The sequence below is a fragment of the Microbacterium sp. NPDC089189 genome (genome assembly GCF_040685095.1).
Classification (GTDB): Bacteria; Actinomycetota; Actinomycetes; order Actinomycetales; family Microbacteriaceae; genus Microbacterium.
Genome location: NZ_JBFBHG010000001.1, coordinates 21,192 through 44,138 on the forward strand (window position 1 = coordinate 21,192; position 22,947 = coordinate 44,138).

General features: G+C 70.6%; 24 protein-coding genes and 2 tRNA genes. 16 read left to right on the forward strand and 10 right to left on the reverse strand.

The annotated features are described in order from the left end of the window. Positions 1-18: 18 nt before the first annotated feature. From hpxO to AB0N73_RS00135, 5 genes are all read right to left on the reverse strand, one after another. The gene (gene hpxO, locus AB0N73_RS00115; RefSeq protein ID WP_363559097.1) at positions 19-1,197 is read right to left on the reverse strand and encodes an FAD-dependent urate hydroxylase HpxO; all 1,179 of its coding nucleotides are present in this window, start codon (positions 1,195-1,197) and stop codon (positions 19-21) included. A 111-nt stretch (positions 1,198-1,308) separates the two neighbouring features. Further along, entirely contained in the window at positions 1,309-3,153 is a 1,845-nt protein-coding gene (locus tag AB0N73_RS00120; RefSeq protein ID WP_363559099.1) for a cytochrome bc complex cytochrome b subunit, read from the reverse strand. Next, a complete protein-coding gene (locus tag AB0N73_RS00125; RefSeq protein WP_363559101.1) occupies positions 3,150-4,229 on the reverse strand; it encodes a Rieske 2Fe-2S domain-containing protein in 1,080 nt (359 codons plus the stop codon). The genes AB0N73_RS00120 and AB0N73_RS00125 overlap by 4 nt, the downstream gene beginning before the upstream one ends. 38 nt (positions 4,230-4,267) lie before the next feature. Next, entirely contained in the window at positions 4,268-5,071 is an 804-nt protein-coding gene (locus AB0N73_RS00130; protein ID WP_363559103.1) for a cytochrome c, read from the reverse strand. A 20-nt stretch (positions 5,072-5,091) separates the two neighbouring features. Then, a complete protein-coding gene (locus AB0N73_RS00135; RefSeq protein WP_363559105.1) occupies positions 5,092-5,727 on the reverse strand; it encodes a heme-copper oxidase subunit III in 636 nt (211 codons plus the stop codon). 169 nt (positions 5,728-5,896) lie between these two features. On the opposite strand from AB0N73_RS00135, the gene trpD reads away from it, so the two are divergent. Together trpD and AB0N73_RS00145 are read left to right on the forward strand one after the other, a co-directional pair. Next, the gene (gene trpD, locus AB0N73_RS00140) at positions 5,897-6,961 is read left to right on the forward strand and encodes an anthranilate phosphoribosyltransferase (RefSeq protein WP_363559107.1); all 1,065 of its coding nucleotides are present in this window, start codon (positions 5,897-5,899) and stop codon (positions 6,959-6,961) included. Positions 6,962-7,106: 145 nt separating this feature from the next. Beyond that, on the forward strand, positions 7,107-7,601 hold the full coding sequence (locus tag AB0N73_RS00145) for an aromatic ring-opening dioxygenase LigA (RefSeq protein ID WP_363559109.1): 495 nt from the start codon (positions 7,107-7,109) through the stop codon (positions 7,599-7,601). Between the two features lie 55 nt (positions 7,602-7,656). On the opposite strand, the gene AB0N73_RS00150 is transcribed toward AB0N73_RS00145, so the two are convergent. Next, positions 7,657-8,559, reverse strand: a complete 903-nt coding sequence (locus tag AB0N73_RS00150) for a 5'-3' exonuclease (protein ID WP_363559480.1) — start codon at positions 8,557-8,559, stop codon at positions 7,657-7,659. 57 nt (positions 8,560-8,616) lie between these two features. Here AB0N73_RS00150 and AB0N73_RS00155 point away from each other — a divergent pair, with 57 nt between their 5' ends. Genes AB0N73_RS00155 through AB0N73_RS00170 form a run of 4 tightly spaced genes read left to right on the forward strand, consistent with a single transcriptional unit; the run spans position 8,617 to position 11,074 of the window. Continuing rightward, positions 8,617-9,612, forward strand: a complete 996-nt coding sequence (locus tag AB0N73_RS00155) for a PHP domain-containing protein (protein WP_363559111.1) — start codon at positions 8,617-8,619, stop codon at positions 9,610-9,612. Between the two features lie 45 nt (positions 9,613-9,657). Further along, complete coding sequence (locus tag AB0N73_RS00160) at positions 9,658-10,248, forward strand: nucleoside deaminase (RefSeq protein ID WP_363559113.1); 591 nt, start codon at positions 9,658-9,660, stop codon at positions 10,246-10,248. Positions 10,249-10,302: 54 nt separating this feature from the next. Next, positions 10,303-10,710, forward strand: coding sequence for a hypothetical protein (locus AB0N73_RS00165; RefSeq protein ID WP_363559115.1), 408 nt, complete (start codon positions 10,303-10,305; stop codon positions 10,708-10,710). A gap of 10 nt (positions 10,711-10,720) precedes the next feature. Continuing rightward, on the forward strand, positions 10,721-11,074 hold the full coding sequence (locus AB0N73_RS00170; RefSeq protein ID WP_363559117.1) for a TraR/DksA C4-type zinc finger protein: 354 nt from the start codon (positions 10,721-10,723) through the stop codon (positions 11,072-11,074). 13 nt (positions 11,075-11,087) lie between these two features. Here the strand turns inward: AB0N73_RS00170 and AB0N73_RS00175 are convergent, their stop codons facing one another. Both AB0N73_RS00175 and AB0N73_RS00180 read right to left on the reverse strand, forming a co-directional pair. Next, entirely contained in the window at positions 11,088-12,119 is a 1,032-nt protein-coding gene (locus tag AB0N73_RS00175; protein WP_363559119.1) for an FUSC family protein, read from the reverse strand. Then, positions 12,119-12,607, reverse strand: coding sequence for a hypothetical protein (locus tag AB0N73_RS00180; protein WP_363559121.1), 489 nt, complete (start codon positions 12,605-12,607; stop codon positions 12,119-12,121). Before AB0N73_RS00180 ends, AB0N73_RS00175 begins: the two co-directional genes overlap by 1 nt. Positions 12,608-12,697: 90 nt before the next feature. Here AB0N73_RS00180 and AB0N73_RS00185 point away from each other — a divergent pair, with 90 nt between their 5' ends. The 5 genes from AB0N73_RS00185 to AB0N73_RS00205 all read left to right on the forward strand — a co-directional run bounded on the left by AB0N73_RS00185 (position 12,698) and on the right by AB0N73_RS00205 (position 17,012). Then, positions 12,698-13,105 carry a YchJ family metal-binding protein gene (locus tag AB0N73_RS00185; RefSeq protein ID WP_363559123.1) on the forward strand — a complete coding sequence of 136 codons (408 nt, stop codon included), beginning with the start codon at positions 12,698-12,700 and terminating at the stop codon, positions 13,103-13,105. Between the two features lie 70 nt (positions 13,106-13,175). Continuing rightward, positions 13,176-13,820, forward strand: a complete 645-nt coding sequence (locus AB0N73_RS00190) for an SDR family oxidoreductase (protein ID WP_363559125.1) — start codon at positions 13,176-13,178, stop codon at positions 13,818-13,820. A 38-nt stretch (positions 13,821-13,858) separates the two neighbouring features. Then, the gene (locus tag AB0N73_RS00195) at positions 13,859-15,013 is read left to right on the forward strand and encodes an NAD(P)-binding domain-containing protein (RefSeq protein WP_363559127.1); all 1,155 of its coding nucleotides are present in this window, start codon (positions 13,859-13,861) and stop codon (positions 15,011-15,013) included. Between the two features lie 34 nt (positions 15,014-15,047). Next, positions 15,048-15,632, forward strand: coding sequence for a flavin reductase family protein (locus tag AB0N73_RS00200; RefSeq protein ID WP_363559129.1), 585 nt, complete (start codon positions 15,048-15,050; stop codon positions 15,630-15,632). 105 nt (positions 15,633-15,737) lie between these two features. After that, positions 15,738-17,012, forward strand: coding sequence for an MFS transporter (locus AB0N73_RS00205; RefSeq protein WP_363559131.1), 1,275 nt, complete (start codon positions 15,738-15,740; stop codon positions 17,010-17,012). Positions 17,013-17,045: 33 nt separating this feature from the next. On the opposite strand, the gene AB0N73_RS00210 is transcribed toward AB0N73_RS00205, so the two are convergent. Continuing rightward, on the reverse strand, positions 17,046-17,531 hold the full coding sequence (locus AB0N73_RS00210; protein WP_363559133.1) for a DNA starvation/stationary phase protection protein: 486 nt from the start codon (positions 17,529-17,531) through the stop codon (positions 17,046-17,048). Positions 17,532-17,681: 150 nt separating this feature from the next. Between AB0N73_RS00210 and AB0N73_RS00215 the strand changes: the two genes are divergently transcribed. After that, complete coding sequence (locus AB0N73_RS00215; RefSeq protein ID WP_363559135.1) at positions 17,682-19,820, forward strand: acyltransferase family protein; 2,139 nt, start codon at positions 17,682-17,684, stop codon at positions 19,818-19,820. Positions 19,821-19,847: 27 nt separating this feature from the next. Further along, positions 19,848-20,393: a gamma carbonic anhydrase family protein gene (locus AB0N73_RS00220; RefSeq protein WP_363559137.1), complete on the forward strand. Its 546-nt coding sequence runs from the start codon at positions 19,848-19,850 to the stop codon at positions 20,391-20,393. 32 nt (positions 20,394-20,425) lie between these two features. Here AB0N73_RS00220 and AB0N73_RS00225 read toward each other — a convergent pair. After that, positions 20,426-20,499: transfer RNA gene (locus tag AB0N73_RS00225), tRNA-Gly, on the reverse strand. A gap of 184 nt (positions 20,500-20,683) precedes the next feature. Between AB0N73_RS00225 and AB0N73_RS00230 the strand changes: the two genes are divergently transcribed. The 3 genes from AB0N73_RS00230 (at position 20,684) to AB0N73_RS00240 (ending at position 22,943) form a co-directional block, all read left to right on the forward strand. Continuing rightward, positions 20,684-20,757 (forward strand) — tRNA-Pro (locus AB0N73_RS00230). A gap of 71 nt (positions 20,758-20,828) precedes the next feature. Beyond that, positions 20,829-22,340 carry a trigger factor gene (gene tig / locus AB0N73_RS00235; RefSeq protein WP_363559139.1) on the forward strand — a complete coding sequence of 504 codons (1,512 nt, stop codon included), beginning with the start codon at positions 20,829-20,831 and terminating at the stop codon, positions 22,338-22,340. A 90-nt stretch (positions 22,341-22,430) separates the two neighbouring features. Continuing rightward, positions 22,431-22,943, forward strand: a complete 513-nt coding sequence (locus AB0N73_RS00240; protein ID WP_363559141.1) for a tetratricopeptide repeat protein — start codon at positions 22,431-22,433, stop codon at positions 22,941-22,943. Positions 22,944-22,947: the final 4 nt, after the last annotated feature.

Genomic DNA, 22,947 nt, shown 5'->3' on the forward strand with positions numbered 1-22,947 from the left:
TGCCGATCCCCGCGTCCGTCAGACGAGCAGGCCGCCGATCGTGACGGGGCTGTCGACGATGTTCCCCACGATCCCGCGGATGACGTTCTCGCCGGTCTCCGCGCGCAGGCCGTCGTACCAGGCCTGAGTGACCTCCGGATCGAAGCCGTGGGTCTCCGCGGCGCGCTTTCGGGCGCGCAGCACGAGGTCGGCGGCGCGCTGCGTGCGCGCGGCCTCGTACCGTCGCAGCGCGTCGGGGACGCCGAGGGTCGTCGTGGCGAAGATGAGACCGAGCACGAAGCTGTCCTCGAGCGCGGAGCACGCCCCCTGGCCGATGTCGGGCGCGGTGTTGTGGGCCGAGTCTCCGAGGAGCATCACGCGCCCGCGCGTCCACGTGTGGAAGGGATCCACGTCCCAGATCTCGACACGGTTCAGCGAGGTCTCGGGGTCGATGGCATCGATCAACGCCTCGACACCCGGCGCCCACCCGGCGAAGGCCTCGCGCAGCGGCGTCACGCCGTCCGCGCGGTCGTAGGGGACGCCGCTCGGCTGCGGCACGTCGAAGAAGAAGTAGAAGCGGCCATCCGACACCGGCATGACCGAGACCCGCTTGCCCTCGCCGACGTAGGTCGTCCATTGATCGGCGGGCGCGATGCGGGTGTCGATCGGCACCAGGCCGTTGTAGTTCGTGTAGCCCGAGTACGACCGCTCCGTGACGGTGCCGAGAACGTAGTCCCGCGTCGCGGACCGGGCGCCGTCGGCGCCGATGACCAGGTCGGCGGTGGTGCTCTCTCCGTTCGCGAACGTCACTGTCACGGTGTCGTCGCTCTCGGCGAGGCCCGTCATCTTCATCCCGAGGTGGATGCGGTCGGCTCCCACGGTGTCCATGAGCAGACCCTGCAGGTCGGCGCGGGCGACCGGGTACGGCCGCTGACCCGTCTGGGTCGTGACCGGGTCGAGGCTGAACCGGCACATCGTGTCGCCGGTCAGGCCGTCGGCGTACTCCATCTGCTCCATGCGGCCGCCGAGGCGCTCGACCTGATCGGCGAGGCCCAGCCAGTTCAGCACCTTGACGCCGTTGGGCCAGAGCGAGAGGGCGGCGCCGACGGGTCGGTTCTCGCGGATCTGATCGTAGACGTGCACGTCGTGTCCGAGCCGCTGCAGCGCGATGGCCGCGCTCGTTCCGCCGATACCTGCTCCGATGATGACTATTCGCACATCGCCACGCTAACCAGGCCCTGTTCCGAGAATGTTACAGACACCAACATCGTGCGTGCCGAAACGACGAAGGCCCCCGATCCGAAGATCGGGGGCCTTCTCGACACGACGTCAGCTCTTCGTGTCGTCATCCTTGGGCTTGTTGAGCTCTTCCAGCCCCTTGGGCGAGGGGAGCTCGACCTCTGCCTTGTCGTGCAGGGAGATGGCCGGTCGGCCTTCGGCCGCCGCGCGCTCTGCCGCACCCTCGATCTCGGCGGCTTCCGCCTCGTCGAGGTGGTCCAGCTCGTGGTGCTGGTGCGCGAGCGCAGCCTCGACCTCGGTCTGGGTGATGGGGGAGAGGCGGTCCTCGAAGAACCAGCGCGAGAGCGACGCCCGCAGGTTCTGGTGCCACGGCATCCGACCCTGCGCGTTGGGACGCACGACCAGCGGCTCGCTGATCTCGAAGCCCACGAGCTTCCAGCGCTCGTACTCGTCGACGGGCTGGTGCACCTCGATGTACTCGCCGCCGGGGAGGCGGACGATGCGACCGGACTCGTAGCCGTGCAGGGCGATCTCGCGGTCCTTCTTCTGCAGCGCGATGCACAGCCGCTTCGTGACGAAGTAGGCGATGATCGGGCCCAGGATCAGCAGCGCCTGGAGGGTGTGGATGACCCCCTCCATCGTGACCCAGAAGTGCGTGGCGATGAGGTCGGACGACGCCGCCGCCCACAGGACCGCGTAGAAGGTCACACCGGCGGCGCCGATGGCGGTGCGCGTCGGGGCGTTGCGCGGGCGCTGAGCGATGTGGTGCTCGCGCTTGTCGCCCGTGATCCACGCCTCGATGAAGGGGTAGATCAGCACGAGGACGATGAAGATGCCGATGACCAGCAGCGGGAGCAGGATGTTCCACGACCAGGTGCGGTCGAGGAAGACGAACTCCAGATGCGGCGGCACGAGGCGCAGCGCGCCGTCGGCGAAGCCGATGTACCAGTCGGGCTGGGTACCCGCCGACACCGGTGAGGGGTCGTACGGGCCGTAGTTCCAGATCGGGTTGATCGTGAACAGCGAGGCGATCAGCACGATCACACCGAAGGTGAGGAAGAAGAATCCGCCCATCTTCGACATGTAGACCGGCATCATCGGGTAGCCCACGACGTTGCTGTTCGTGCGGGCGGGGCCGCCGAACTGCGTGTGCTTGTTGATGATCATCAGCACGAGGTGCAGTGCCAGCAGCGCCACCAGGATCGCGGGCAGCAGCAGGATGTGCAGCGTGTAGAGGCGTCCGACGATGTCGGTACCGGGGAACTCGCCGCCGAAGAGCAGGAACGAGATCCACGTGCCGACCACGGGGATGCCCTTGACCATGCCGTCGATGATGCGCAGACCGTTGCCCGAGAGCAGGTCGTCGGGCAGGGAGTAGCCGGTGAAGCCCTCGGCCATCGCGAGGATGAAGAGGATGAAACCGATCACCCAGTTGAGCTCGCGCGGCTTGCGGAACGCGCCCGTGAAGAAGACGCGCAGCATGTGGACGCCGATGCCGGCGACGAAGACGAGAGCCGCCCAGTGGTGGATCTGACGAACGAGGAGACCGCCGCGCACGTCGAACGAGATGTGCAGCGACGACTCGAGCGCAGCCGACATCGCGATGCCGCGCATCGGCTCGTAGGCGCCGTAGTAGTGCGTCTCGACCATGGAGGCCTGGAAGAAGAACGTCAGGAAGGTGCCCGAGAGCAGCACGACGACGAAGGCCCAGAGGGCGATCTCGCCGAGCATGAACGACCAGTGATCGGGGAAGATCTTGCGACCGAGCTCCTTGACGAGCCCGGAGAGGCTCGTGCGCTCGTCGAGGTAGTTCGCTGCGGCGCCGACGAAGCGGCCGCCGAGGGGCTTTCCGTCACGACCGGCGGGAGCCGTCTGCGCGGTGCCCGAAGCGGGCTCCTGCGTGACGTTCTCCGTGGGGTGAGTCGCGGTACTCAATGGCGCTCCCAGAAGCTCGGGCCGACGGGTTCGGTGAAGTCGCTCTGCGCGACGAGGTAGCCCTCGTCATCGACCGCGATGGGCAGCTGAGGCAGCGGACGGGCGGCCGGCCCGAAGATGACCTTGGCGCCCTCGGCGACGTCGAACTGCGACTGGTGGCAGGGGCACAGCAGGTGGTGGGTCTGCTGCTCGTACAGGGCGACGGGGCAGCCGACGTGGGTGCAGACCTTCGAGTACGCGATGATGCCGTCGTACGACCAGGAGGCGCGCTCCTCGGTCTCGATGAGATCCTCCTGCGGCATGCGCATGAGGAGGACGATCGCCTTGGCCTTCTCCTCGAGGTAGCCGTCGTGGTGGCTGAGCGTCGCGAGCTCTTCGGGGATGACGTGGAACGCCGAGCCCATCGTGACGTCGGAGGCCTTGATCGGACGACCGCTGGGGTCGTGCGCCAGACGCATGCCCTTCTTCCACATGGTGTGGCTCAGCAGGTGCACCGGGTCGCCGGCGTACGGGTTCTCGGGGCTCGACTCGGGCGCGAGACCGCGGAAGAGCACGACACCGGGCACGACGGACGCGGCGAGAGCCGCGAACAGCGAGTTGCGGATCATCGTGCGCCGGCCGAAGCCGGACTCCTCGTTCGCCACGGCGAAGGCCTGGACGACGGCCTCACGGGTCGTGTCACGACCGCGCGTCGCGTGACGCGGCTCGATGAACTCGCGGTCCGACATGATCGCCTTGGACCAGTGGATGGCCCCCACACCGATGGCGAGCAGCGCGAAGGCGATACCCAGACCGATGAAGAGGTTGTTGTCCCGGATCGCGGCGATCGAGCCGCTCTCGATCGGGAACACCATGTAGGCGACGACGGCCCAGATGGATGCCGCGACCGACAGGTAGAAGAGGGTGTAGACGGTCCGGACGGCGCGCTTCATCGCGGCCGGATCCGTGTCGGTCACGCGCTCGCGGTGGGGCGGCAGACCGGGGTTGTGCACCGGATCGGACACAACCACGGCGAGACCACTCGAGGGCTTCCAAGAAGCCCTCTCGTGCTCGAGCGGGTCGTCCTCGTGTGCCATGGTGCTCCTCGTACGTTCCGTGTTGTCGATGGGGATGATCAGTTGGACTTCGCGGTGATCCACACCGTGATCGCGATGAGCGTGCCGATACCGAAGATCCAGATGAACAAGCCCTCAGAGACGGGGCCGAGCGAACCGAGCGAGAATCCGCCGGGCGACTCGGTGTTCTGCATGTAGAGCAGGGCGGAGATGACGTCGCGCTTGTCCTCGGGGGTGAGGTTCATGTCGTTGAACACGGGCATGTTCTGCGGCCCGGTGACCATCGCGGCGTAGATGTTGAGAGCGCTCGTGGTGTGCAGAGCGGGGGCGTACTTGCCCTCGGTCAGCGCGCCACCCGCGCCGGCGACGTTGTGGCACATCGCGCAGTTGATGCGGAAGAGCTCGGCTCCCGCGGAGACGTCGCCCTCGCCGTCGAGGATCTCGTCCGACGGGTAGGTCGGGCCGGGGGCGACGGACTGCACGAACTTCGCGATCGCCTCGGTCTGCTCCGGGGTGAACTGCACCGGCTTCTGCGGTGCCTGCGGCGCCTGTGCCTGGAGCGGCATGCGACCGGTCGACACCTGGAAGTGCACCGAGAGCTCGCCGACGCCGTAGAGGGACGGGCCGTTGTCGGTGCCCTGGAGGTTGAGTCCGTGACACGTCGCGCAGTTGGCCTGGAACAGCTTCTCGCCGTCTTCGACGGTGAGCGTGGAGGTGACCGCGGAGTTGTCGGTGGTCGCAGCCATCGCCGCGGACGCACCGGCGTACAGGCCGCCGGTGAGCAGCAGGCCGATGCCGATGAGGGCGGTGGCGGCCAGGGGGCTGCGACGACCGGAGGGGCGCCGCTTCTTCTCTCGTGCCATGAGGGGGTGGTGCTCCGCTTCTAACGCAGGAAGTAGATGACGAGGAACAGGGCGATCCAGACCACGTCCACGAAGTGCCAGTAGTACGACACGACGATCGAGGTGGTCATCTCCTTGCGCCCGAAGTTCTTGACCGCGTAGGCGCGGCCGATGACGAGGAGGAACGCGATGAGGCCACCCGTGACGTGCAGGGCGTGGAAGCCCGTCGTCAGGTAGAAGGCCGACGCGTAGGCGTTCGAGTTAATGGCGACGCCCTCGGTGACGAGCTGGGCGTACTCCCACACCTGACCGGACACGAAGACCGCGCCCAGGAAGAAGGTGAGGAAGAACCACTCGACCATGCCCCACTTCAGGGGGCTGCCGCCGGTGCGGTAGGGCTGGAAGCGCTCAGCCGCGAAGACACCCATCTGGCAGGTCACGGAGGAGAGCACGAGGATGATCGTGTTCACCGTGGCGAAGGGGACGTTCAGCAGCGACGACTCCTGCGCCCACAGCTCGGGAGACGTGCTGCGCAGGGTGAAGTAGATGGCGAACAGACCCGCGAAGAACATGACTTCGCTGCCGAGCCAGACGATGGTGCCGACGGCGACCGGGTCTGGCCGCTTGACCGTACGCATGGCCTGGGAATACGTCGCTGGGGTCGTCACGCTCCCCATTATGACCGATTTTCACGGCACTCTCTTGCACATCCGACCCTCGGCGTACCCTCGTGCGAGCTTAGGGAGACCTAAGTACTGGCCGCGAACTCGCCGAGAACACTGGCGTCGCGCGGAACCGGCCGGGCGGGGTCGGATGCGGCACGCGCGGTCGATAGGATTTTGACCCATGGTGGACGTGCACAGCTGGCCCGAGATCCTGACCGATCTGCTTTCCGGCAACGACATGAGCGTGTCCGCGGCCACCTGGGCGATGCGCGAGGTCATGGCCGGACGGGCGACGCCCTCGCAGCTGGCCGGGTTCCTCATCGCGCTCCGCGCGAAGGGCGAGACGGTCGACGAGATCGTCGGGTTCCGCGACGCGATCCTGGAGGCCGCGCTGCCATTGCCCGTCCCCGCCGCGGTGCTCGACATCGTGGGCACGGGCGGCGACCGGTTCGGCACGGTCAACATCTCCTCGATGTCGGCGATCGTCGCCGCCGCCACGGGCGTCCCCGTGGTCAAGCACGGCAACAAGGCGGCGAGCTCGTCCTCGGGCTCCTCCGACGTGCTCCGCGCGCTCGGTATCGATCTGACCCTGTCGCCCGAGGCGGTCGCGCAGACGCTGGAGCGGGCGGGCATCGCTTTCGCCTTCGCCTCCGCGTTCCACCCCGGGTTCCGCCACGCCGGGCCCACCCGCGCCGAACTGGGCGTGCCGACCGTCTTCAACTTCCTGGGGCCGCTGTGCAACCCCGCACGTGCGGAGGCGAACGCCGTCGGTGTCGCCCACCTCGATCGCGTGCCGCTGATCACCGGCGTGTTCCGCACGCGTGGGGCCACGGCCCTCGTGTTCCGCGGTGACGACGGGCTCGACGAGCTGACGACCACGGGCCACAGCCGCATCTGGGAGATCTCGTTGGGGGACGTGCACGAGCACGACCTGGATCCCCGCGACCTCGGCATCCCCACCGCGCGGATGGCGGACCTCGTCGGCGGCACGCCCGAGCACAATGCCGACGTCGTGCGCCGGGTGCTCGCCGGCGACACCGGGCCGGTGCGCGACATCGTGCTGCTCAACACGGCCGCCGGGCTCGTGTCGTTCCGTCTGTTCCAGGACCCGAGCGAAGTGCAGCGGCCCATCCTCACGCGCCTCGCGGAGGCACGCGACGACGCGGCTGCCGCGATCGACAGCGGAGCCGCCGCCGGGACCCTCGACGCCTGGGTGCGGGCGACGCAGGAACTCGCCGGTTCCTGAGCGGTTCGCCGCCGTCGCGGCGGGCTTCCCGGGCGGTCGGATATTCACGGCGGGCGGCCCCCGGACGGCGTGATCTCCCTCGGTAACGTCAGTGCCAGATCCGGAACGGCAGAACCGATCCGGCACCAATCACCGAGGAGTGACCATGTCCACCGCAGTCGCCACCACCGCCGACACCGTCGAGGCGCCGCTCAAGAAGGTCGGATTCGTCAAGATCGCCGGCATCCTCGGGATGCTGGGCGGCATCGCGCTCATCGTCGTGGGCATCGTCGTGTGGGTGATGGTGTCGTCGCAGCTGCGCGCCGAGAACATCACGGTCCCGGATGACGCCATGGCGTTCCAGGGGCAGGTCGTCGACGGCCCGCTCACGGCCTTCGTCCAGGCCGACATCATTCAGCACCACGCGCTGGCCGCCTCCGACGGCGCGACCTACGCCGAGCTGGGCAAGGACGACCCGGTGCGCGCGACCATGATGAACGCGTCCTTCCTGCGGGCGTCCCTGTTCACGTCGGTCGTGTCGTTCGGCGTCGCCGCCTTCGCGATGGGGATCGGTGTGCTCTCGATCCTCTTCGGCGGAGCGATCTACCGGCTCGCCGGTGTGCCGGTGGTCGTGCGTCGATCAGGCGTCGCCTCGTCCTGATCCCCGCCCCCGCACGACGATCCCGTCCCCTCCCCGGGGGCGGGATCGTCGTGTGTCACGCGGTGGCGTCGGCGATCGCGGCGGATGCCCGGCCGAACGAGGAATCCAGGCCCCAGCGGGCGGTGAACGCGGACACATCCGCCGACGGCGCGACGAGCCGCGCGTCGGCTGCGGGGAGATCGAGGTCCCGCACGACGCGGACGACGGTGGGGGCGACGCGCAGGTAGTCGGCGCCGGCCTCCACCTTGGCGCGCACGCCCGCGCTCATGCCCTCGCCCCGCGCGGCCGCCGCCTGTACGCCCGCGAGGTCGCCGTGCGCGCCGAGGAGCGTCGCCGCGGTCTTGTCGCCGATGCCCGCCACCCCGGGCAGCCCGTCGGACGCATCACCGCGGAGCACGGCGAAGTCGGCGTACTGGTCGGCGTGGACGCCGTACTTCGACAGCACGACCTCATCGGTGACGATCTCGAGATTGCTCATGCCGCGGGCGGTGTAGACGACGCGGACCTCGGCGTCGTCGTTGACGAGCTGGAAGAGGTCGCGATCGCCCGTGACGATGTCCACCGGCATCCCGGCCCCGGTCGCGAGGGTGCCGATCACGTCGTCGGCCTCGTGCTCGGCCGCGCCGACGATCGGGATCCCCAGGAGCCCCAGGGATTCCCGGATCAGCGGGATCTGCGCCTCGAGCGGATCCGGCGTCTCCTCGACGTCGGGGCCCGCCGCCACGACCTCGACGACGCGGTGCGCCTTGTAGGTCGGCAGCAGGTCGACGCGCCACTGCGGGCGCCAGTCGTCGTCCCAACAGGCGACCAGGTGGGTCGGGCGATAGGTGCCGACGAGCTTCGCGATCATGTCGAGGAGTCCCCGCGCGGCGTTGATCGGAGAGCCGTCCGGCGCGGTGACCTTGTCGGGGACGCCGTAGAACGCGCGGAAGTAGAGCGACGCGGTGTCGAGCAGCATCAGGCGGGGCACGCGCTCATCCTGTCACGGCGCCGCTCGGCGCGGCAGACTGGGCGGATGGATGCCGTCGACGCCCTCCGCGAGATCGCGACGCTGCTCGAACGGCAGCGCGCGTCGCGCTACCGATCCCAGGCGTTCCGTGCGGCGGCCGACGCCGTGGCGGCGCTTCCGGCCGCCCAGCGCTCCGACCCCGCGACGTTGCGTCGCACGAAGGGCGTCGGGCAGAGCTCACTCGCTGTCGTCCTCGAGGCACAGGCGGGCCATGTGCCCGGGTACCTCGCCGATCTCCGCGCCCAGGTCGGGGGAGGGCTCGAGAGCTCCCTCCGCCCGCTCCTGCGCGGCGACCTGCACGCGCACTCCGACTGGTCCGACGGGCTGACCCCCATCGCGAGCATGGTCGACGCGGCCCGGGGCCTCGGGCACGAGTATCTGGCCCTCACCGATCATTCGCCACGGCTGCGGGTCGCGCACGGGTTGAGCGCCGAACGCCTCGCCCGACAGCTCGACGAGATCGGCGCGTACTCCGGTGACGGGTTCACGCTGCTCGGCGGGATCGAGGTCGACATCCTCGACGACGGCGCGCTCGACCAGACCCCGGAGATGCTCGCACGCGTCGACGTCGTCGTGGCGAGCGTGCACTCGAAGCTCCGCATGCCGCCGGCCGAGATGTCGGCGCGGATGCTGCAGGCGGTCGCCCACCCGCAGACCGACGTGCTCGGGCACTGCACGGGCCGGCTCGTCGAGGGGGCGCGCGGTACCCGCCCGGCCTCCGAGTTCGACGCCGCGGCGGTCTTCGCGGCCTGCGCCGAGCGCGGCGTCGCGGTCGAGATCAACTCCCGCCCGGAGCGGCAGGACCCGCCGGACGACCTCATCGCGCGGGCACTGGACGCCGGCTGCCTGTTCTCGATCGACAGCGACGCCCACGCGCCGGGCCAGCTGTCCCTTCTCGACCACGGCGCCGTGAGGGCGGAGCGCATGGGGGTCCCGCCGGAGCGGATCGTGACGACCTGGCCGCTCAAGCGCCTGCGCGCCTGGCTCGAGCGCCCGCGATGACGGCGGTGTAACAGCGCCGACACACGAGCAGGTCACGATGACCTCATGCCTCTTGCGTCATCGTTCTCCGCGTCCCTCCCCGCCTGGCTCCTCGCCGATCTGGACGGCCTGCCGCGCGTCCTGCCGACGCTGGAGGAGCGCATGGACCTCGTCAACGCCCTCGCCGACCGCAACTGGCGCGAGGGGAGCGGTGGCCCGTTCGCGGCGATCGTCGTCGACGCGGCGACGGGCGAACTGGTCTCCGCCGGGGTGAACGTCGTCCTGGCGTCCGGACTCAGCTCCGCCCACGCCGAGGTGACGACGCTCAGCCTGGCGCAGTCGGCGCTCGGCCGGTGGGATCTCGGCGCGGCCGGCGCCGACCTGCAGCTCGTGGTCAACTGGCGTCCGTGCGTCATGTGCTACGGCGCCACCATGTGGAGCGGTGTCCGCTCGCTCGTCGTCGCCGGCGAGGGCCCGCTGCTCGAGGAGCTCACCGGCTTCGATGAGGGCCCGGTCGTCGATGACTGGGACGCCCAGTTCGAAGCCCGCGGCATCCGGGTCACCGTCGGCGTCCGCCACGACGAAGCGGTGGCGGTGTTCCGTGCCTACGGCGACAGCGACTCCATCGTCTACAACGCGCGCGGCGCCGTCGACTGACCGCGTTGCCCGATCGTGATCCCGCGGGCTGCTCGCCGCTGGGATACTGACCGGATGAAGCTCTCCAGACTCGTCCTCGGCTCGGCGGCGGTCGCTGCGACCCTCGCGCTCGCGGCCTGCACGGGGCCCGCGACCTCGTCCTCCACCTCGGATGCCACCCCGATCGGCGGCGACATCGTGGCGCCGGTCACCATGGCGGCGAACGATCTGCAGGGCGCCGACGTCGACCTCGTGGTCGGTCAGGTGCTGAACATCACCACGGGCGATCTGGCCGTCGACAGCTACACCGGCGAGGTCGCCGACACGGGGGTCGCGGAGTTCGTCGCGGGGCGCGAGAGCGACGGGGCGACCTTCAATCCCGGTGTCACGGCGCTCGCGCCGGGAACGACGACGGTGACGATGACCAACGCGGACGGCGGCATCCAGCCGCTCGAGTTCACGGTGGTCGTCGCCGCCTCGTGAGAGCGCTCCGGTGAGCGTCGACCCCGGCGCGCGGGCACGGCTCGCCGGCCTCCGTGCCGAGGCCATCGAGCGGCTGGCCGCGCGGACGGACGCGGTGGCCGATGTGCGCGCCGCGCGGTCGGATCCCGCCGGAGCGGACGACGAGCACGACCCCGAGGGGGCGACGCTCTCGGACGAGTGGTCGCGCCGGGAAGGTCTGCGGCGCGAGGCCCGGCGGGAGATCGCGGAGATCGATGCGGCGCTCTCGCGCGTGGATGCGGGCGACTACGGCCGATGCGAACGGTGCGGCGACCCCATCCCCGCCGGCCGGCTCGAGGTACGTCCGACCGCGACCCGGTGCGTGCGGTGCGCCGACCTGCCCTGAGGGCGCGGCGCCGTCACCGCGCGGCGTCGGTGAGGCTCTGGTGGATGCGGGAGAGGTCCTCCAGCAGCGATCCGATGAGGATCCAGTGCGCCCGCGGCGGCGCGGCGATCGCCAGGGGAGTGGTGAGAGCGGGCGGCTCGACCACGGCGACGTCGGCGATCGCGCCCACGTGCTCCACGTCGTGCGCGGCTCGGCGCATCTGCTCGGCGATCGCCTGCACCTGCGGCGCTTCGACGAGATCGGGCGTGTAGTGGTCGTAGACGGCCCGGGTCATGCCGATGATCTGGGTCACGATGGGGGTGAAGAGATCCAGGTCGGCCTGCATCCCCGCGAGATCGGCGCGGTGGGTGCGGCTGCGGGGATTCATGGTGAGCGACTCGGCGCCCGCGATGATCGCGGCGTCCGCGGCGTCGCGCATCGGCCGCAGCAGACGCGCCTCCAGCATCAGCTCCTCCACATCCGCACGGGTGCGCGGCGTCTCGAGCGCGGTGGCGAGCCGTTCCAGGGAGGCCGCGATCTCGCGGCGCAGCGCACCGCTGGCCTGCCGCGCGGGCTCGATGGCCACCGGCGGCACGATCGCGACGTTCACGATGAACCCGATCACGGCGCCCAGGAGCGTCTCGATGATGCGGTCGACGGCGTAGTCGGGGGTCGCGGGCCCGAGGGCGAGCACCAGGATCGCGCTGATGGCGATCTGCGTGGAGGCGCCCGGCGACAGGCGCAGCACCCACGCGGTGAGAAGCCCTGCCGTGGCCGCCGCCAGGATGACCCAGGTGCCGTTGCCGAACGCGAGACCGAGCGCCGAGGCGAGCAGCACGCCGGCGATGACGCCGACGGAGCGTTCGATCGCGCGAGTGAAGGACTGGTTCAGGCTGGGTTGCACGACCAGGACCGCGGCGATCGCGGCGAAGACCGGGGGCGGGCCGGGCACGAGCCAGTCGGCCAGCAGCCAGGCGCCGATCGTCGCGGCGGCGGATTTCGCGACGAGCAGCAGCGGTGTGCGTTTCGCCGCGCGGATCGCAGCGGGGAGCCGGACGCGTGCCATCACGAACTCAGGGATCGAAGCGCCCGTGCCGCCTCGGCGGGCGCGGTGCCGAGCTCCCGCTCGGTGAACGTCAGGTCGTAGCCGCCGCTCGTCGCCCGCGTCTCGCGCAGGCTCTCCCTGGTGGTGCGCGTGCGGGGATTCGCGAGCAGCGCGTCGGTGCGCCGCATCCGGATGCCGAGCTCGCCCCGCGGCGTGGTGCCGATGCGGTCGACATCGGCCCAGGGTGCGCTGCCGATCCGCGCGATGCGGATGCCCTCGTCATCGGCGCGCAGGATGACGCTCTGCCGCAGCTGCCCGACGATCGACGCCCCGCCGCCCAGGCCGAAGACACCGACGACGGCGACTCCCAGGAGCACCGTCAGCGTGTTCTCCGGGTCGAGGACCACGACGGCGACGCCCATCGCGCTGATGATCGCGCACACCGCGGCGAGGACGGCGAGACGGCCGCGCGGAGTGACGAAGCGGACGGACGGTGCGGAGGCGGACACGGCGTCCAGCCTACGTCCGGGGGCCGTCGTCGCGCGGGCCCTGGGTAGGCTGCCGCGTATGCCCCGTGCTCCGATGATCCCCTCCGGCGGATGAGGGCCGCACGCGTCCGCGACCAGGACGCCTGCCCCTGCGGCGGCGGGCGCACGTTCGGCGGCTGCTGCGCGCCGTTCCTCGGCGGCGAGATCCCCACGACGGCCGAGCAGCTCATGCGCTCGCGGTACAGCGCCTTCGTCGTCGGTGACGATGCCTACCTGCGCGACACCTGGCATCCGGGCACCCGGCCGGCCGAGCTCGTCCTCGATCCGCAGCAACGGTGGACCGCCCTCGAGGTCGTCGACACCGCCGCCGGGGCGGAGGGCGATCGGCGCGGCGTCGTGGAGTTCCGCGCCCATTGGCGAGAGGGCGGAGCCCGCGGCGTGCTGCACGAACGCAGCCGCTTCGTGCACCAGAGCGCCCGGTGGTGGTACCTGGACGGCGAGATCCGTCCGGACGCCTGAGGCCCGGGTCAACCCCACGGGGACCTCCTGACCCCGACGCCTACGCTGAAAGAAACGAGAGGAGCCACTCATGGCACGCATTCTCATCCTCGGCGGGCATGGAAAAGTCGCGCTGCGCACCATTCCGGTGCTCGTCGAGCGCGGTGACGACGTCACGGCGGTGATCCGCAATCCCGATCACGCCGACGAACTGCGCTCGATCGGCGCGGAGCCGGTCGTCGCCGACATCGAGCACCTCGACACCGACGGCATCGCCGACCTCCTGCGCGGGCACGACGCGGTCGTCTGGTCGGCGGGCGCCGGCGGGGGAGACGCCGCACGCACCTATGCCGTCGACCGCGACGCGGCGATCCGATCCATGGATGCGGCGGCCCGGGCCGGTGTGGACCGGTACGTCATGGTGTCGTGGGTGGGATCGACTCCCGACCACGGGGTCCACCCGGACAACAGCTTCTTCGCCTACGCCGACGCCAAGCTGGCCGCCGACGAGCACCTCCGGCGCACCGCCTTGGAGTGGACGGTGCTCGGACCGGGCACGCTCACCCTCGACCAGCCGACGGGCAGCATCACGACCGAGCCCGAGGGCAGCGCCGAGGTCTCGCGTGCGGACGTCGGCGCTGTCATCGCGCAGGCCCTCGCGCAGCCGGCCACGATCGGGCGCACCATCCGATTCAGCGCCGGGTCGACGCCGATCGCCGAGGCGCTGATCGACTGACCCGGAATGCCGGCCACGCCCGGTGCGTTCCACCGGGCGTGAGCAGGTTTCCCGACGCGCCGACGATCGTCGACGTCGCGGTCATCGGAGCGGGCCAGGCGGGACTGTCCGCGGGCTACCACCTGGCCCGTCGCGGATACGTGCCGGCCCGCCGCGCCGCATCCGGGCACGACCGCACGTTCCTCATCCTCGATCGCGAGGAGCGCGCCGGCGGCGCGTGGCAGCACCGCTGGCGCTCCCTGCGGATGGGGACGGTCAACGGGATCCACGAGCTTCCGGGCGCCCCGGTGCCCACCTTCGATGCGGCCACCTCCAGCCGCGACGCGCTCCCGCCCTACTTCGCGGACTACGAGGACCGATTCGCGCTCGACGTGCGGCGTCCGGTGACCGTCCGCGCCGTGCGGGATGCGCCGGAGGGACTGCTGCGGGTCGAGACCGACCACGGCGACATCGGCGCGCGGTACCTGATCAACGCGACCGGCACCTGGACCAGGCCCTTCTGGCCGTCGGTGCCGGGAGCCCGGCGCTTCCGCGGTGTGCAGCGTCACGTCCACGACTACGTCGATGCGCAGGAGTTCGCGGGCATGCGCGTGGTCATCGTCGGGGCCGGCATCTCGGCCGTGCAGCTGCTGGAGGAGATCTCGCGGGTCGCCGACACCTTCTGGGTGACGCGGCGGGAACCGCAGTGGATCGAGGAGGACTTCGACGTTCCGGCGCGGGTCGCCGCGCTCGCGGGCGTGAGCGAGCGCGTGCGGCAGGGTCTTCCCGCCGGCAGCGTCATCTCGGTCACCGGGATGCACTGGACGCCGTGGGCGCGCGAGGCGGACCGGCGCGGCGTGCTCGTGCGGCATCCGATGTTCGTCGCCATCGAGGAGGACGGGGTGCGGATGCCCGACGGCACGCTCCAGCCCGCCGACGTCATCCTCTGGGCGACGGGGTTCCGCCCCGCGCTCGACCACCTGGCTCCGCTGCATCTGCGCACGAGCGCGGGCGGCATCCGCGTCGACGATTCGCGCGCTCTCGACGATCCCCGCATCTTCCTCCTCGGATACGGACCCACCCAATCCACGGTCGGCGCCAACCGCGCCGGCCGGGCCGCGGTCGCGCAGATCGTGGCCGATCAGACCCCGATCACGGCGATGTCGCCGGCGGACGATGTAAACGCATCGTTGCGCCATGTGTCGTCGCGGTGATGTCCCCGAAACACGCAGGACGTAGCGTTCAGACATGACTTCCGCCGTGCCCCTCCCCGAGAACTCCTCCGCCGACGAGCCCCTCGCCCCCGAGCGGGCGCTCGGCGCGTCGCTGTCGGCGGACGACTTCAAGGCACTGTTCCGCGGGCACCCGGGCGGCGTCGCCGTCATCACCGCCGAGGGACCGAACGGCCCGGTGGCCCTCACCGCGACCTCCGTCTCCTCCGTCAGCGCGGAGCCGCCGCTGCTCATCTTCTCGGTGTCGGCGCTCTCGTCGGCGACGCCGGCGATCCTCGGCGCCGAGACGATCGTGGTCCACCTGCTCGACAGCGCCGACCTCGACGTGGCCAAGCTCGCCTCCACGAGCGGCATCGACCGCTTCGCGGACACCGAGCGCTGGTCGCGGCTGACCACCGGCGAGCCCGTGTACCACGGGGTGCGCGCGTGGGTCCGCTGCGCGATCATCGAGCGGATGAACGCGGGCGGCTCGACCGTCATCGCCGCTCACGCGCTCCAGTCCGACATCGCCCGCGACGTCGTTCCGGGCGAGAGCGGCGATGCGCTGGTCTACCACAATCGCACGTGGCACCGTCTGGGAGACCACTCACGCGTCGAGTGAGCCGTACCCCGGGCCCTCCCAGCCGCCGACGGTAGGATCTTCGGCGGTGCAACAACCTACTCCAGGAGCAAGGCGGCACGTCCGCTCACGCTCCGGAGGTTTTTCATGGGTTCGGTCGTCGACCGACGCACGCTGATCCAGCACGCCGGTTGGGGATACTTCGTCCTCGCCTTCGTCGCTCGGCTCCCGTTCGCGATGATGGTCGTGGGGCTCCTCACGCTCACGACCTCCGTGACGGGATCGGTCGCGCTCGGCGGTCTCGCCTCGGCAGCGGCCGGGATCGGCGCCGTCATCGCCGGGCCGCTCGTCGGCGACGGCGTCGACCGTCTGGGCCAGCGCCGGATCCTCGTTCCCCTCGGGCTCATGAACGGCGGCATGCTGGCGCTGTTCCCCCTCGTCGTCTCGCTCGGCGGCAGCGCTGCGCCGGGAATGATCGTGCTCGTGTCGGGCCTGATCGGCGCCACCGCTCCGCAGGCCGCGGCCATGAGCCGCAGCCGGATCATCGCGCTGATCCAGCAGCGGCTGCATCCGGAGCTGCGTGATCGCACCTTCACGCGCGCGATGTCGTACGAGTCCGCGGCGGATGAGACGGCGTTCGTCATCGGACCGGTGCTGGTCGGCGTCCTCGCGTCGTTCATCGCACCGTGGGCGCCGATCGCGATCGCCGCCGCCCTCAGCATCGTGTTCGTGAGCGCGTTCGCGTTGCACCCCACCGCGACGGTCACCACCGGAAATCGGGAACGCGGTGCACGTGCTCCGTTCACCGCGCTGCTGAGGCCCCGGATCCTCGTGCTCGTGGGCGGCACGTTCGGCGTCGGTCTGTTCTTCGGTTCCGCGCTCACCTCGCTGACCGCGTTCCTCGAGCGCTCCGGGGAGGGTGCGCAGGCCGGTCTCATCTACGGCCTCATGGGGATCGGATCCGCGGTGCTGGCGCTGGCGGTCGCCGCCTTCCCCGCCCGCTTCACGATGCGGTGGCGGTGGATCGCGTTCTCGGCGACGATGACGGTCACCGCCGGGCTCTACGCGATGGTCGGCACGGTGAGCGCGGCGACGCTGCTCATCGTGCTCATGGGCCTCGGGGTCGGGCCGACCCTCGTGACGATCTTCAGCCTCGCGGGTGCCCGCAGCCCCGAGGGCCGCTCGGCGACCACCATGACGATGCTGGGCTCGGCCCTCACGCTCGCGCAGGCCCTGGCCGCGGCGATCACCGGCGCGGTCGCCGAGAGCGTGTCCGTCGGCGTGGCGATGCTGTTCCCCGCCGCGGCGGCCATGCTGGTCACCGTCTGCGGACTGCTGAACGCGCGGGTCCGGACGGCGGAGGTCGCACTGCCCGAACGCACGAACCCCGCCGTCACGGGGACGAGCGGGGTTCTGCGCTGACGGCGACGCCGTGATCCGGCGTCGCGGACGCCGTTACTCGGCGAGGTGGGCCGAGAGGAACCAGCGGTCCTTCTCGAGACCGGCACGGATGCCGATGACGATGTCCTGGCTGGTCAGGTCGATCTCGTCGAGACCGTCGATCGCGGCCTGGACGTCGACGATCACGGCGTCGATGTCGGCCACGATGTGGCGGATCATGTCGTCCCACTGCGTGAAGCCGGCGGGCACCGACGAGGGCGCGACCTTCGTCGCGATCGTCGAGACGCGGGCGTCGACCGGAAGACCCAGAGCGACGATGCGCTCCGCGGCCTCGTCGGCCCAGCCGTGGGCGTGGTCGACGACCGTGTCGAGGAGTTCGTGGATGGCGATGAAGTTCGCGCCGCGCACGTTCCAGTGGGCCTGCTTGCCGGTGATGGCGAGTGCCTGAAGGCCGAGCGTCACGGGGGTCAGGAACTGCGCGGTGCCGGCGGCCACGGTGGGGTCAGCGGCGGTTGCGGGAATGGTCTGGTTCTTCGACATGGTGATGCCTCCGTCTTCTGCAGTTCGCTTCTGCTTCTCCAACGCTAGTGACGCCCAGAAATTCCGCAAGCAAGATGAGGCTGCGCTTACGACGCGTGACGGGCCGCGCCGCAGCGGGGTTTCGGATGCGGGTCGGGCTAACGTCTTAGGGTGAGCGCGTCAGAACCCGGCGGGGTACCGCAGCACCTCGATGTCCCCGCGCAGACGGTGCGGCGCGAACGACGCGATCGTTCGCCCGAGCACGCCGAGCCGTCGCATTTCCTCCCGCACGTGCAGGGCCTCCGTGCGATCGCCGTGCTGCTGGTCGTGCTCTACCACTTCTGGCCGGGGCGCCTGCCCGGCGGGTACGTCGGCGTCGACGTCTTCTTCGTCATCTCCGGCTTCCTCATCACGGGGCACTTGATGCGGGAGCTCACGGCCACAGGCACCGTGCGCCTGGGGCAGTTCTGGGCGCGGCGCGCGCGCCGCCTCCTGCCGGCGTCGATGCTCGTGCTGCTGGTCTGCGCGCTCGTCGCCGCATCGCCGTACCTCATGCCCATCTCCGGGCTGCAACGCGAGGTCAGCGAGATCGTCGCCTCGACCTTCTACGTCGAGAACTGGTATCTGGCGTTCACGTCGGCCGACTACCTGAACCACGCCGGCGACCCCTCGATGGTGCAGCACTACTGGTCGCTGTCGCTCGAGGAGCAGTTCTACGTCATCTGGCCGCTGCTCATGCTCTTTGCGGCATGGATCGGCGTGCGATTCTTCCGCGGCGCGCGCCGGCGCGCCGTGCTCTGGACGCTGGGTGCGGTCAGCGCCGCCTCCTTCGTCTTCTGCGTCGTCTTCACGATCACCGATCCTGCGCCGGCGTACTTCCACACCTTCGGGCGGATGTGGGAGTTCGGTCTGGGGGCCGCCATCGCGCTCGTACCGGCGCTGCGGGTGCGCAACGCCGTCGGCAGCTTCCTCCTCGGCTGGGCGGGGATCATCGCGCTGGTCTACACCGCGTTCCGCTTCGACGCGACGACGCCGTTCCCCGGGTACGCGGCGCTGCTGCCCGCCCTCGGCGCCGCCGCGGTGATCGCCGCATCCGATGCGCGTCGGTGGTGGTACCCGACACGGGTGCTGTCGATCCGGCCGATGCGGTTCACGGGCGACATCTCGTACTCGCTCTACCTGTGGCACTGGCCGCTGATCATCATCGCGCCGTCGGTGCCGTTCTGGGGACTCACGATCTACCATCGCGTCGCGCTTCTGGTGATCTGCTTCGTCCTGGCCTGGCTCACCAAGCGGTTCGTCGAGGACCCCATGCGCAGCTGGCGGGTGCTGACCCGCCGCCCGGCGCGCACCACCCTCTGGGCTGCGCTCGCGGCGATGCTGCTGGTCGCGGGCACCGCGGGCGGCGCGTGGGCGGTCAACGCTCCCGCCTACCGCGAGGGGGTGCAGCAGCTCGCCGAGCTCCGCGCCGACCCACCCGCCTGCTTCGGCGCGGCCGCGATCCTCGACGCCGACTGCGCCGGGGTCGACACGGGCGACACGATCCTGCCGGCCCCCGGATTCGCCGGCGTCGACCGGCCGCTCGACGAGCAGTGCTTCGTCCAGCTCAACGACGCACGTCCGGTCAGTTGCACGTTCGGGTCCGAGGCCGCAGATGCGCCGACGGTCGCTTTGATCGGCGACAGCCACGCCTTCCAGCTTCTCTCGACGTTCCAGCGCATCGCCGACGACAACGGATGGCGCCTGGTCACCTACTTCAAGGGTGCGTGCCCGTGGAACGACACGGCCTTGGCGACCCCCGGTGCGTTCGGCGACGCGTGCACCGACTGGCGGGATGCGGTGGGCCGGTCACTGGCCGACGACGCGCCCGACGTCGTCTTCACCTCGGCGCTCGCGACCACCCCGTACGCCTCGGCCGGATTCGACTCCTCGTACGACGCGGCCGTCGCCGGATACCGCGCGGCATGGTCGTCGATGACGGACGCGGGGGTTCCCGTGGTCACGGTCGTCGACAACCCCGTGTGGGAGACCGACCCGAACAAGTGCCTGCGCACGCGTGACGCGGCCGCGTGCGACGGGCCGCGCGCCGACGTCCTCGTCGCGAACGACCCGCTGCGGGGAGCGGCCGAGGGGCAGCCCGGCGTCACGCTGCTCGATTTCACCGATGTGTACTGCGACGAGAGCGTGTGCTCTCCCGTCGTGGGCGGGGCCACCGTGTACCGCGATCAGGACCACCTCACCGTCACCTTCGCCGACTCGCTGGCGCCCCAGTACACCGCGGCGCTCCGGGAGGCGCTGGCCTCACGGTGAGCGCACGCGCTCGGTAGGGTCGGCGGCATGACGATCTCACCCGACGCGAGCGTGCTGGCCCTCGGCGACACCCGTCCGACGATCTCCGAGACGGCGTTCGTCGCCGCGGGCGCGCGTCTGATCGGCGCCGTGGTGCTGGGCCCGCACGCGAGCGTCTGGTACAACGCCGTGCTGCGTGCCGACGGCGACACGATCACGATCGGTGCGCGTAGCAATGTGCAGGACTCCGTCAGCATCCACGTCGATCGCGGTCGTCCGGTGACGGTGGGCGAGGACGTGTCGATCGGGCACAACGCCGTCGTGCACGGCTGCCGCATCGGCGACGGCGCGCTCATCGGGATGGGCGCCGTCGTGCTCAACGGCGCGGATGTGGGCGCCGGCAGTCTCATCGCCGGGGGAGCGGTCGTGCTGGAGGGGATGGAGATCCCGCCCGGATCGCTGGTGGCGGGTGTGCCGGCGAAGGTCCGCCGGGCACTGACCGAGGGGGAGCGCGAGGGTCTCGTCCGCAACGCGGCGCACTACCTGTCGCACAGCGCGCGTCACGCCGAGACGCGGGACGTCCGGGAGGGCTGACCCCGGGGCGTGGGCCTGACCGGGGGAGAGGATGGAGGGGCTGACGAGAATCGAACTCGCATCATCTGTTTGGAAGACAGAGGCTTTACCACTAAGCTACAGCCCCGCGAGCGACGGAAACCGTCGCACGAGAGTGTTCAGTTGTCGGGGGATCCGGCACCGCGTCCCCCGGAGGGGAGCGTCTCGGACCTCTCCAGCATAGCCGAGTCCTCGCCCGGTTCCCGACCGCGAGCGCGGACGCTAGACTTCCAGGGGCCGATTATGGGCGCACGCATGCGTGCGCGCCCGCCCGGGGCGTAGCTCAGCTTGGTAGAGCGCCCGCTTTGGGAGCGGGAGGCCGCAGGTTCAAATCCTGTCGCCCCGACATCACGGCCCACAGACCCCAGACCTTCGGCCACTGCGCGCCGGCGTGGGAACAAGAGGAGAACAACAGGCATGGTCACCAGCACCGTCGAGCAGCTCACGCCCACCCGCGTGAAGCTCAACATCACGGTCTCGCCCGAAGAGCTGAAGCCCAGCATCGAGCACGCGTACGAGCACATCGCACAGGACGTCCAGATCCCGGGCTTCCGCAAGGGCAAGGTCCCCGCGCCCATCATCGACCGCCGCGTCGGTCGGGGTGCCGTCATCGAGCACGCCGTCAACGAGGGCCTCGACGGCTTCTACCGTGCCGCCGTCGCCGACCAGGAGCTGCGCGTCCTCGGCCGTCCGGAGGCCGACATCGTCGCCCTCCCCGAGCTCGCCGACTTCTCGGGCGACCTGCAGATCACCGTCGAGGTCGACGTGCGTCCCGATTTCGAGCTCCCCGCCTACGAGGGCCTCGAGATCACGGTCGACGCCGTCGAGGCCGACCAGGCCGCGATCGACACCGAGCTCGACGGCCTGCGCGCGCGCTTCGGCACGCTGATCACGGTCGAGCGTCCCGCATCGACGGGTGACTTCGTCGAGCTCGACCTCGTCGCCACGATCGACGGCGCTGAGATCGACCGCGCCGAGGGCGTCTCGTACGAGGTCGGCTCGGGCGAGCTCCTGCAGGGCATCGACGAGGCCATCGACTCGCTGACCGCGGGCGAGGACACGACGTTCCGCTCGACCCTCGTCGGCGGCGACCACGCCGGCGCCGAGGCCGAGGTGGCCGTCACCGTCAAGGCCGTCAAGGAGCGCGAGCTTCCCGACGCCGACGACGACTTCGCGCAGATGGCGAGCGAGTTCGACACGATCGAGGAGCTGCGCGCCAGCCTCGCCGAGCGTGTCGCACAGCAGTCCACCTTCACCCAGGGTGCCGCCGCGCGCGACAAGCTGATCGAGGTCCTGCTCGAGAAGACCGACATCCCCGTCCCGCCGAAGCTCATCGAGGACGAGGTCCACACGCACCTCGAGGGCGAGAACCGCCTCGAGGACGACGTGCACCGCGCCGAGGTCACCGAGGCGAGCGAGAAGCAGTTCCGCACGCAGATGATCCTCGACAAGGTCGCCGAGCAGGCCGACGTGCAGGTCTCGCAGGACGAGCTCACGCAGTACCTGATCCAGTCCGCCGCCCAGTACGGCATGGCTCCGCAGGACTTCGTCAACGCGCTGCAGCAGGGCAACCAGCTGCCCGCGCTGATCGGTGAGGTCGCCCGCAACAAGGCCCTCGCCGTCGCGCTCGGCCGTGTGACGGTCGTCGACTCCAACGGCAAGCCCGTCGACCTCGCCGGTTTCGTCGCCGTCGAGGACGAGCCGGCCGCCGAGGCGGAGGTCGTCGAGGAGGCGCAGGAGATCGCCGACGCCGCCGCCGACGAGGAGGCAGCCGAGAAGGCTCCCGCCAAGAAGGCGCCCGCGAAGAAGGCTCCGGCCAAGAAGGCGCCCGCCAAGAAGGCCGACAGCGACGAGGCGCCCGCCGAGAAGCCGGCCGCCAAGAAGGCTCCGGCGAAGAAGGCTCCGGCCAAGAAGGCCGACGCCGAGTAAATCGGATCGTCACGCGGGGGCGGATGCTGCGGCATCCGCCCCCGCGTCGTTCCTCCGGGAGGAATCGTGGATAAGGACTGGGATCGACGGGTGGCAGCGGTCTGGGCGGACGCCCTGCTGTCCGACGACGAACGGATCGCGGCGATCGCCGAGCTCGCCGCGGAGCGCCCCGCCGGCGACGCGCGGGCGCTGTTCGAACGCGCCGGCTCGTTCGACTCGGCCGGGCAGGAGTCGGCGGCCGAGCCGCTGTACCGTCAGGCACTCGCCGCGGGACTCGATGACGACCTGCGGGTGCAGGCCGTCATCCAGCTGGCGAGCACCATCCGCAATCTCGGCCGCGTCGACGAGAGCGCGGCGCTGCTCGAGACCGCGTACCGCGAGCGCTCCCGCGACGGGATGCAGGATGCGGCCGCCGCCTTCTACGCGCTGGCGCTGAGCTCGCAGGGCCGCGACCGCGAGGCTCTCGCCATCGTGCTCGACGCGCTGGCGCCCCACCTCCCGCGCTACACGCGGTCGGTCACCGGATACGCCGCCGAACTGCTTCATGCGCCGGAACGTATGCCCACGGCGAACAACGGCGAGGGGCCCGAACAGCGCCGGTAGATTC

Excerpts from the sequence above, each read along its gene's own strand:
- AB0N73_RS00125 (WP_363559101.1), bottom strand. The coding sequence starts at position 4,229 with ATGGCACACGAGGACGACCCGCTCGAGCACGAGAGGGCTTCTTGGAAG.
- AB0N73_RS00130 (WP_363559103.1), bottom strand. The coding sequence starts at position 5,071 with ATGGCACGAGAGAAGAAGCGGCGCCCCTCCGGTCGTCGCAGCCCCCTG.
- AB0N73_RS00135 (WP_363559105.1), bottom strand. The coding sequence starts at position 5,727 with ATGGGGAGCGTGACGACCCCAGCGACGTATTCCCAGGCCATGCGTACG.
- trpD (WP_363559107.1), top strand. The coding sequence starts at position 5,897 with ATGGTGGACGTGCACAGCTGGCCCGAGATCCTGACCGATCTGCTTTCC.
- AB0N73_RS00145 (WP_363559109.1), top strand. The coding sequence starts at position 7,107 with ATGTCCACCGCAGTCGCCACCACCGCCGACACCGTCGAGGCGCCGCTC.
- AB0N73_RS00150 (WP_363559480.1), bottom strand. The coding sequence starts at position 8,559 with ATGCTGCTCGACACCGCGTCGCTCTACTTCCGCGCGTTCTACGGCGTC.
- AB0N73_RS00155 (WP_363559111.1), top strand. The coding sequence starts at position 8,617 with ATGGATGCCGTCGACGCCCTCCGCGAGATCGCGACGCTGCTCGAACGG.
- AB0N73_RS00160 (WP_363559113.1), top strand. The coding sequence starts at position 9,658 with ATGCCTCTTGCGTCATCGTTCTCCGCGTCCCTCCCCGCCTGGCTCCTC.
- AB0N73_RS00165 (WP_363559115.1), top strand. The coding sequence starts at position 10,303 with ATGAAGCTCTCCAGACTCGTCCTCGGCTCGGCGGCGGTCGCTGCGACC.
- AB0N73_RS00175 (WP_363559119.1), bottom strand. The coding sequence starts at position 12,119 with ATGGCACGCGTCCGGCTCCCCGCTGCGATCCGCGCGGCGAAACGCACA.
- AB0N73_RS00185 (WP_363559123.1), top strand. The coding sequence starts at position 12,698 with ATGAGGGCCGCACGCGTCCGCGACCAGGACGCCTGCCCCTGCGGCGGC.
- AB0N73_RS00190 (WP_363559125.1), top strand. The coding sequence starts at position 13,176 with ATGGCACGCATTCTCATCCTCGGCGGGCATGGAAAAGTCGCGCTGCGC.
- AB0N73_RS00200 (WP_363559129.1), top strand. The coding sequence starts at position 15,048 with ATGACTTCCGCCGTGCCCCTCCCCGAGAACTCCTCCGCCGACGAGCCC.
- AB0N73_RS00205 (WP_363559131.1), top strand. The coding sequence starts at position 15,738 with ATGGGTTCGGTCGTCGACCGACGCACGCTGATCCAGCACGCCGGTTGG.
- AB0N73_RS00210 (WP_363559133.1), bottom strand. The coding sequence starts at position 17,531 with ATGTCGAAGAACCAGACCATTCCCGCAACCGCCGCTGACCCCACCGTG.
- AB0N73_RS00220 (WP_363559137.1), top strand. The coding sequence starts at position 19,848 with ATGACGATCTCACCCGACGCGAGCGTGCTGGCCCTCGGCGACACCCGT.
- tig (WP_363559139.1), top strand. The coding sequence starts at position 20,829 with ATGGTCACCAGCACCGTCGAGCAGCTCACGCCCACCCGCGTGAAGCTC.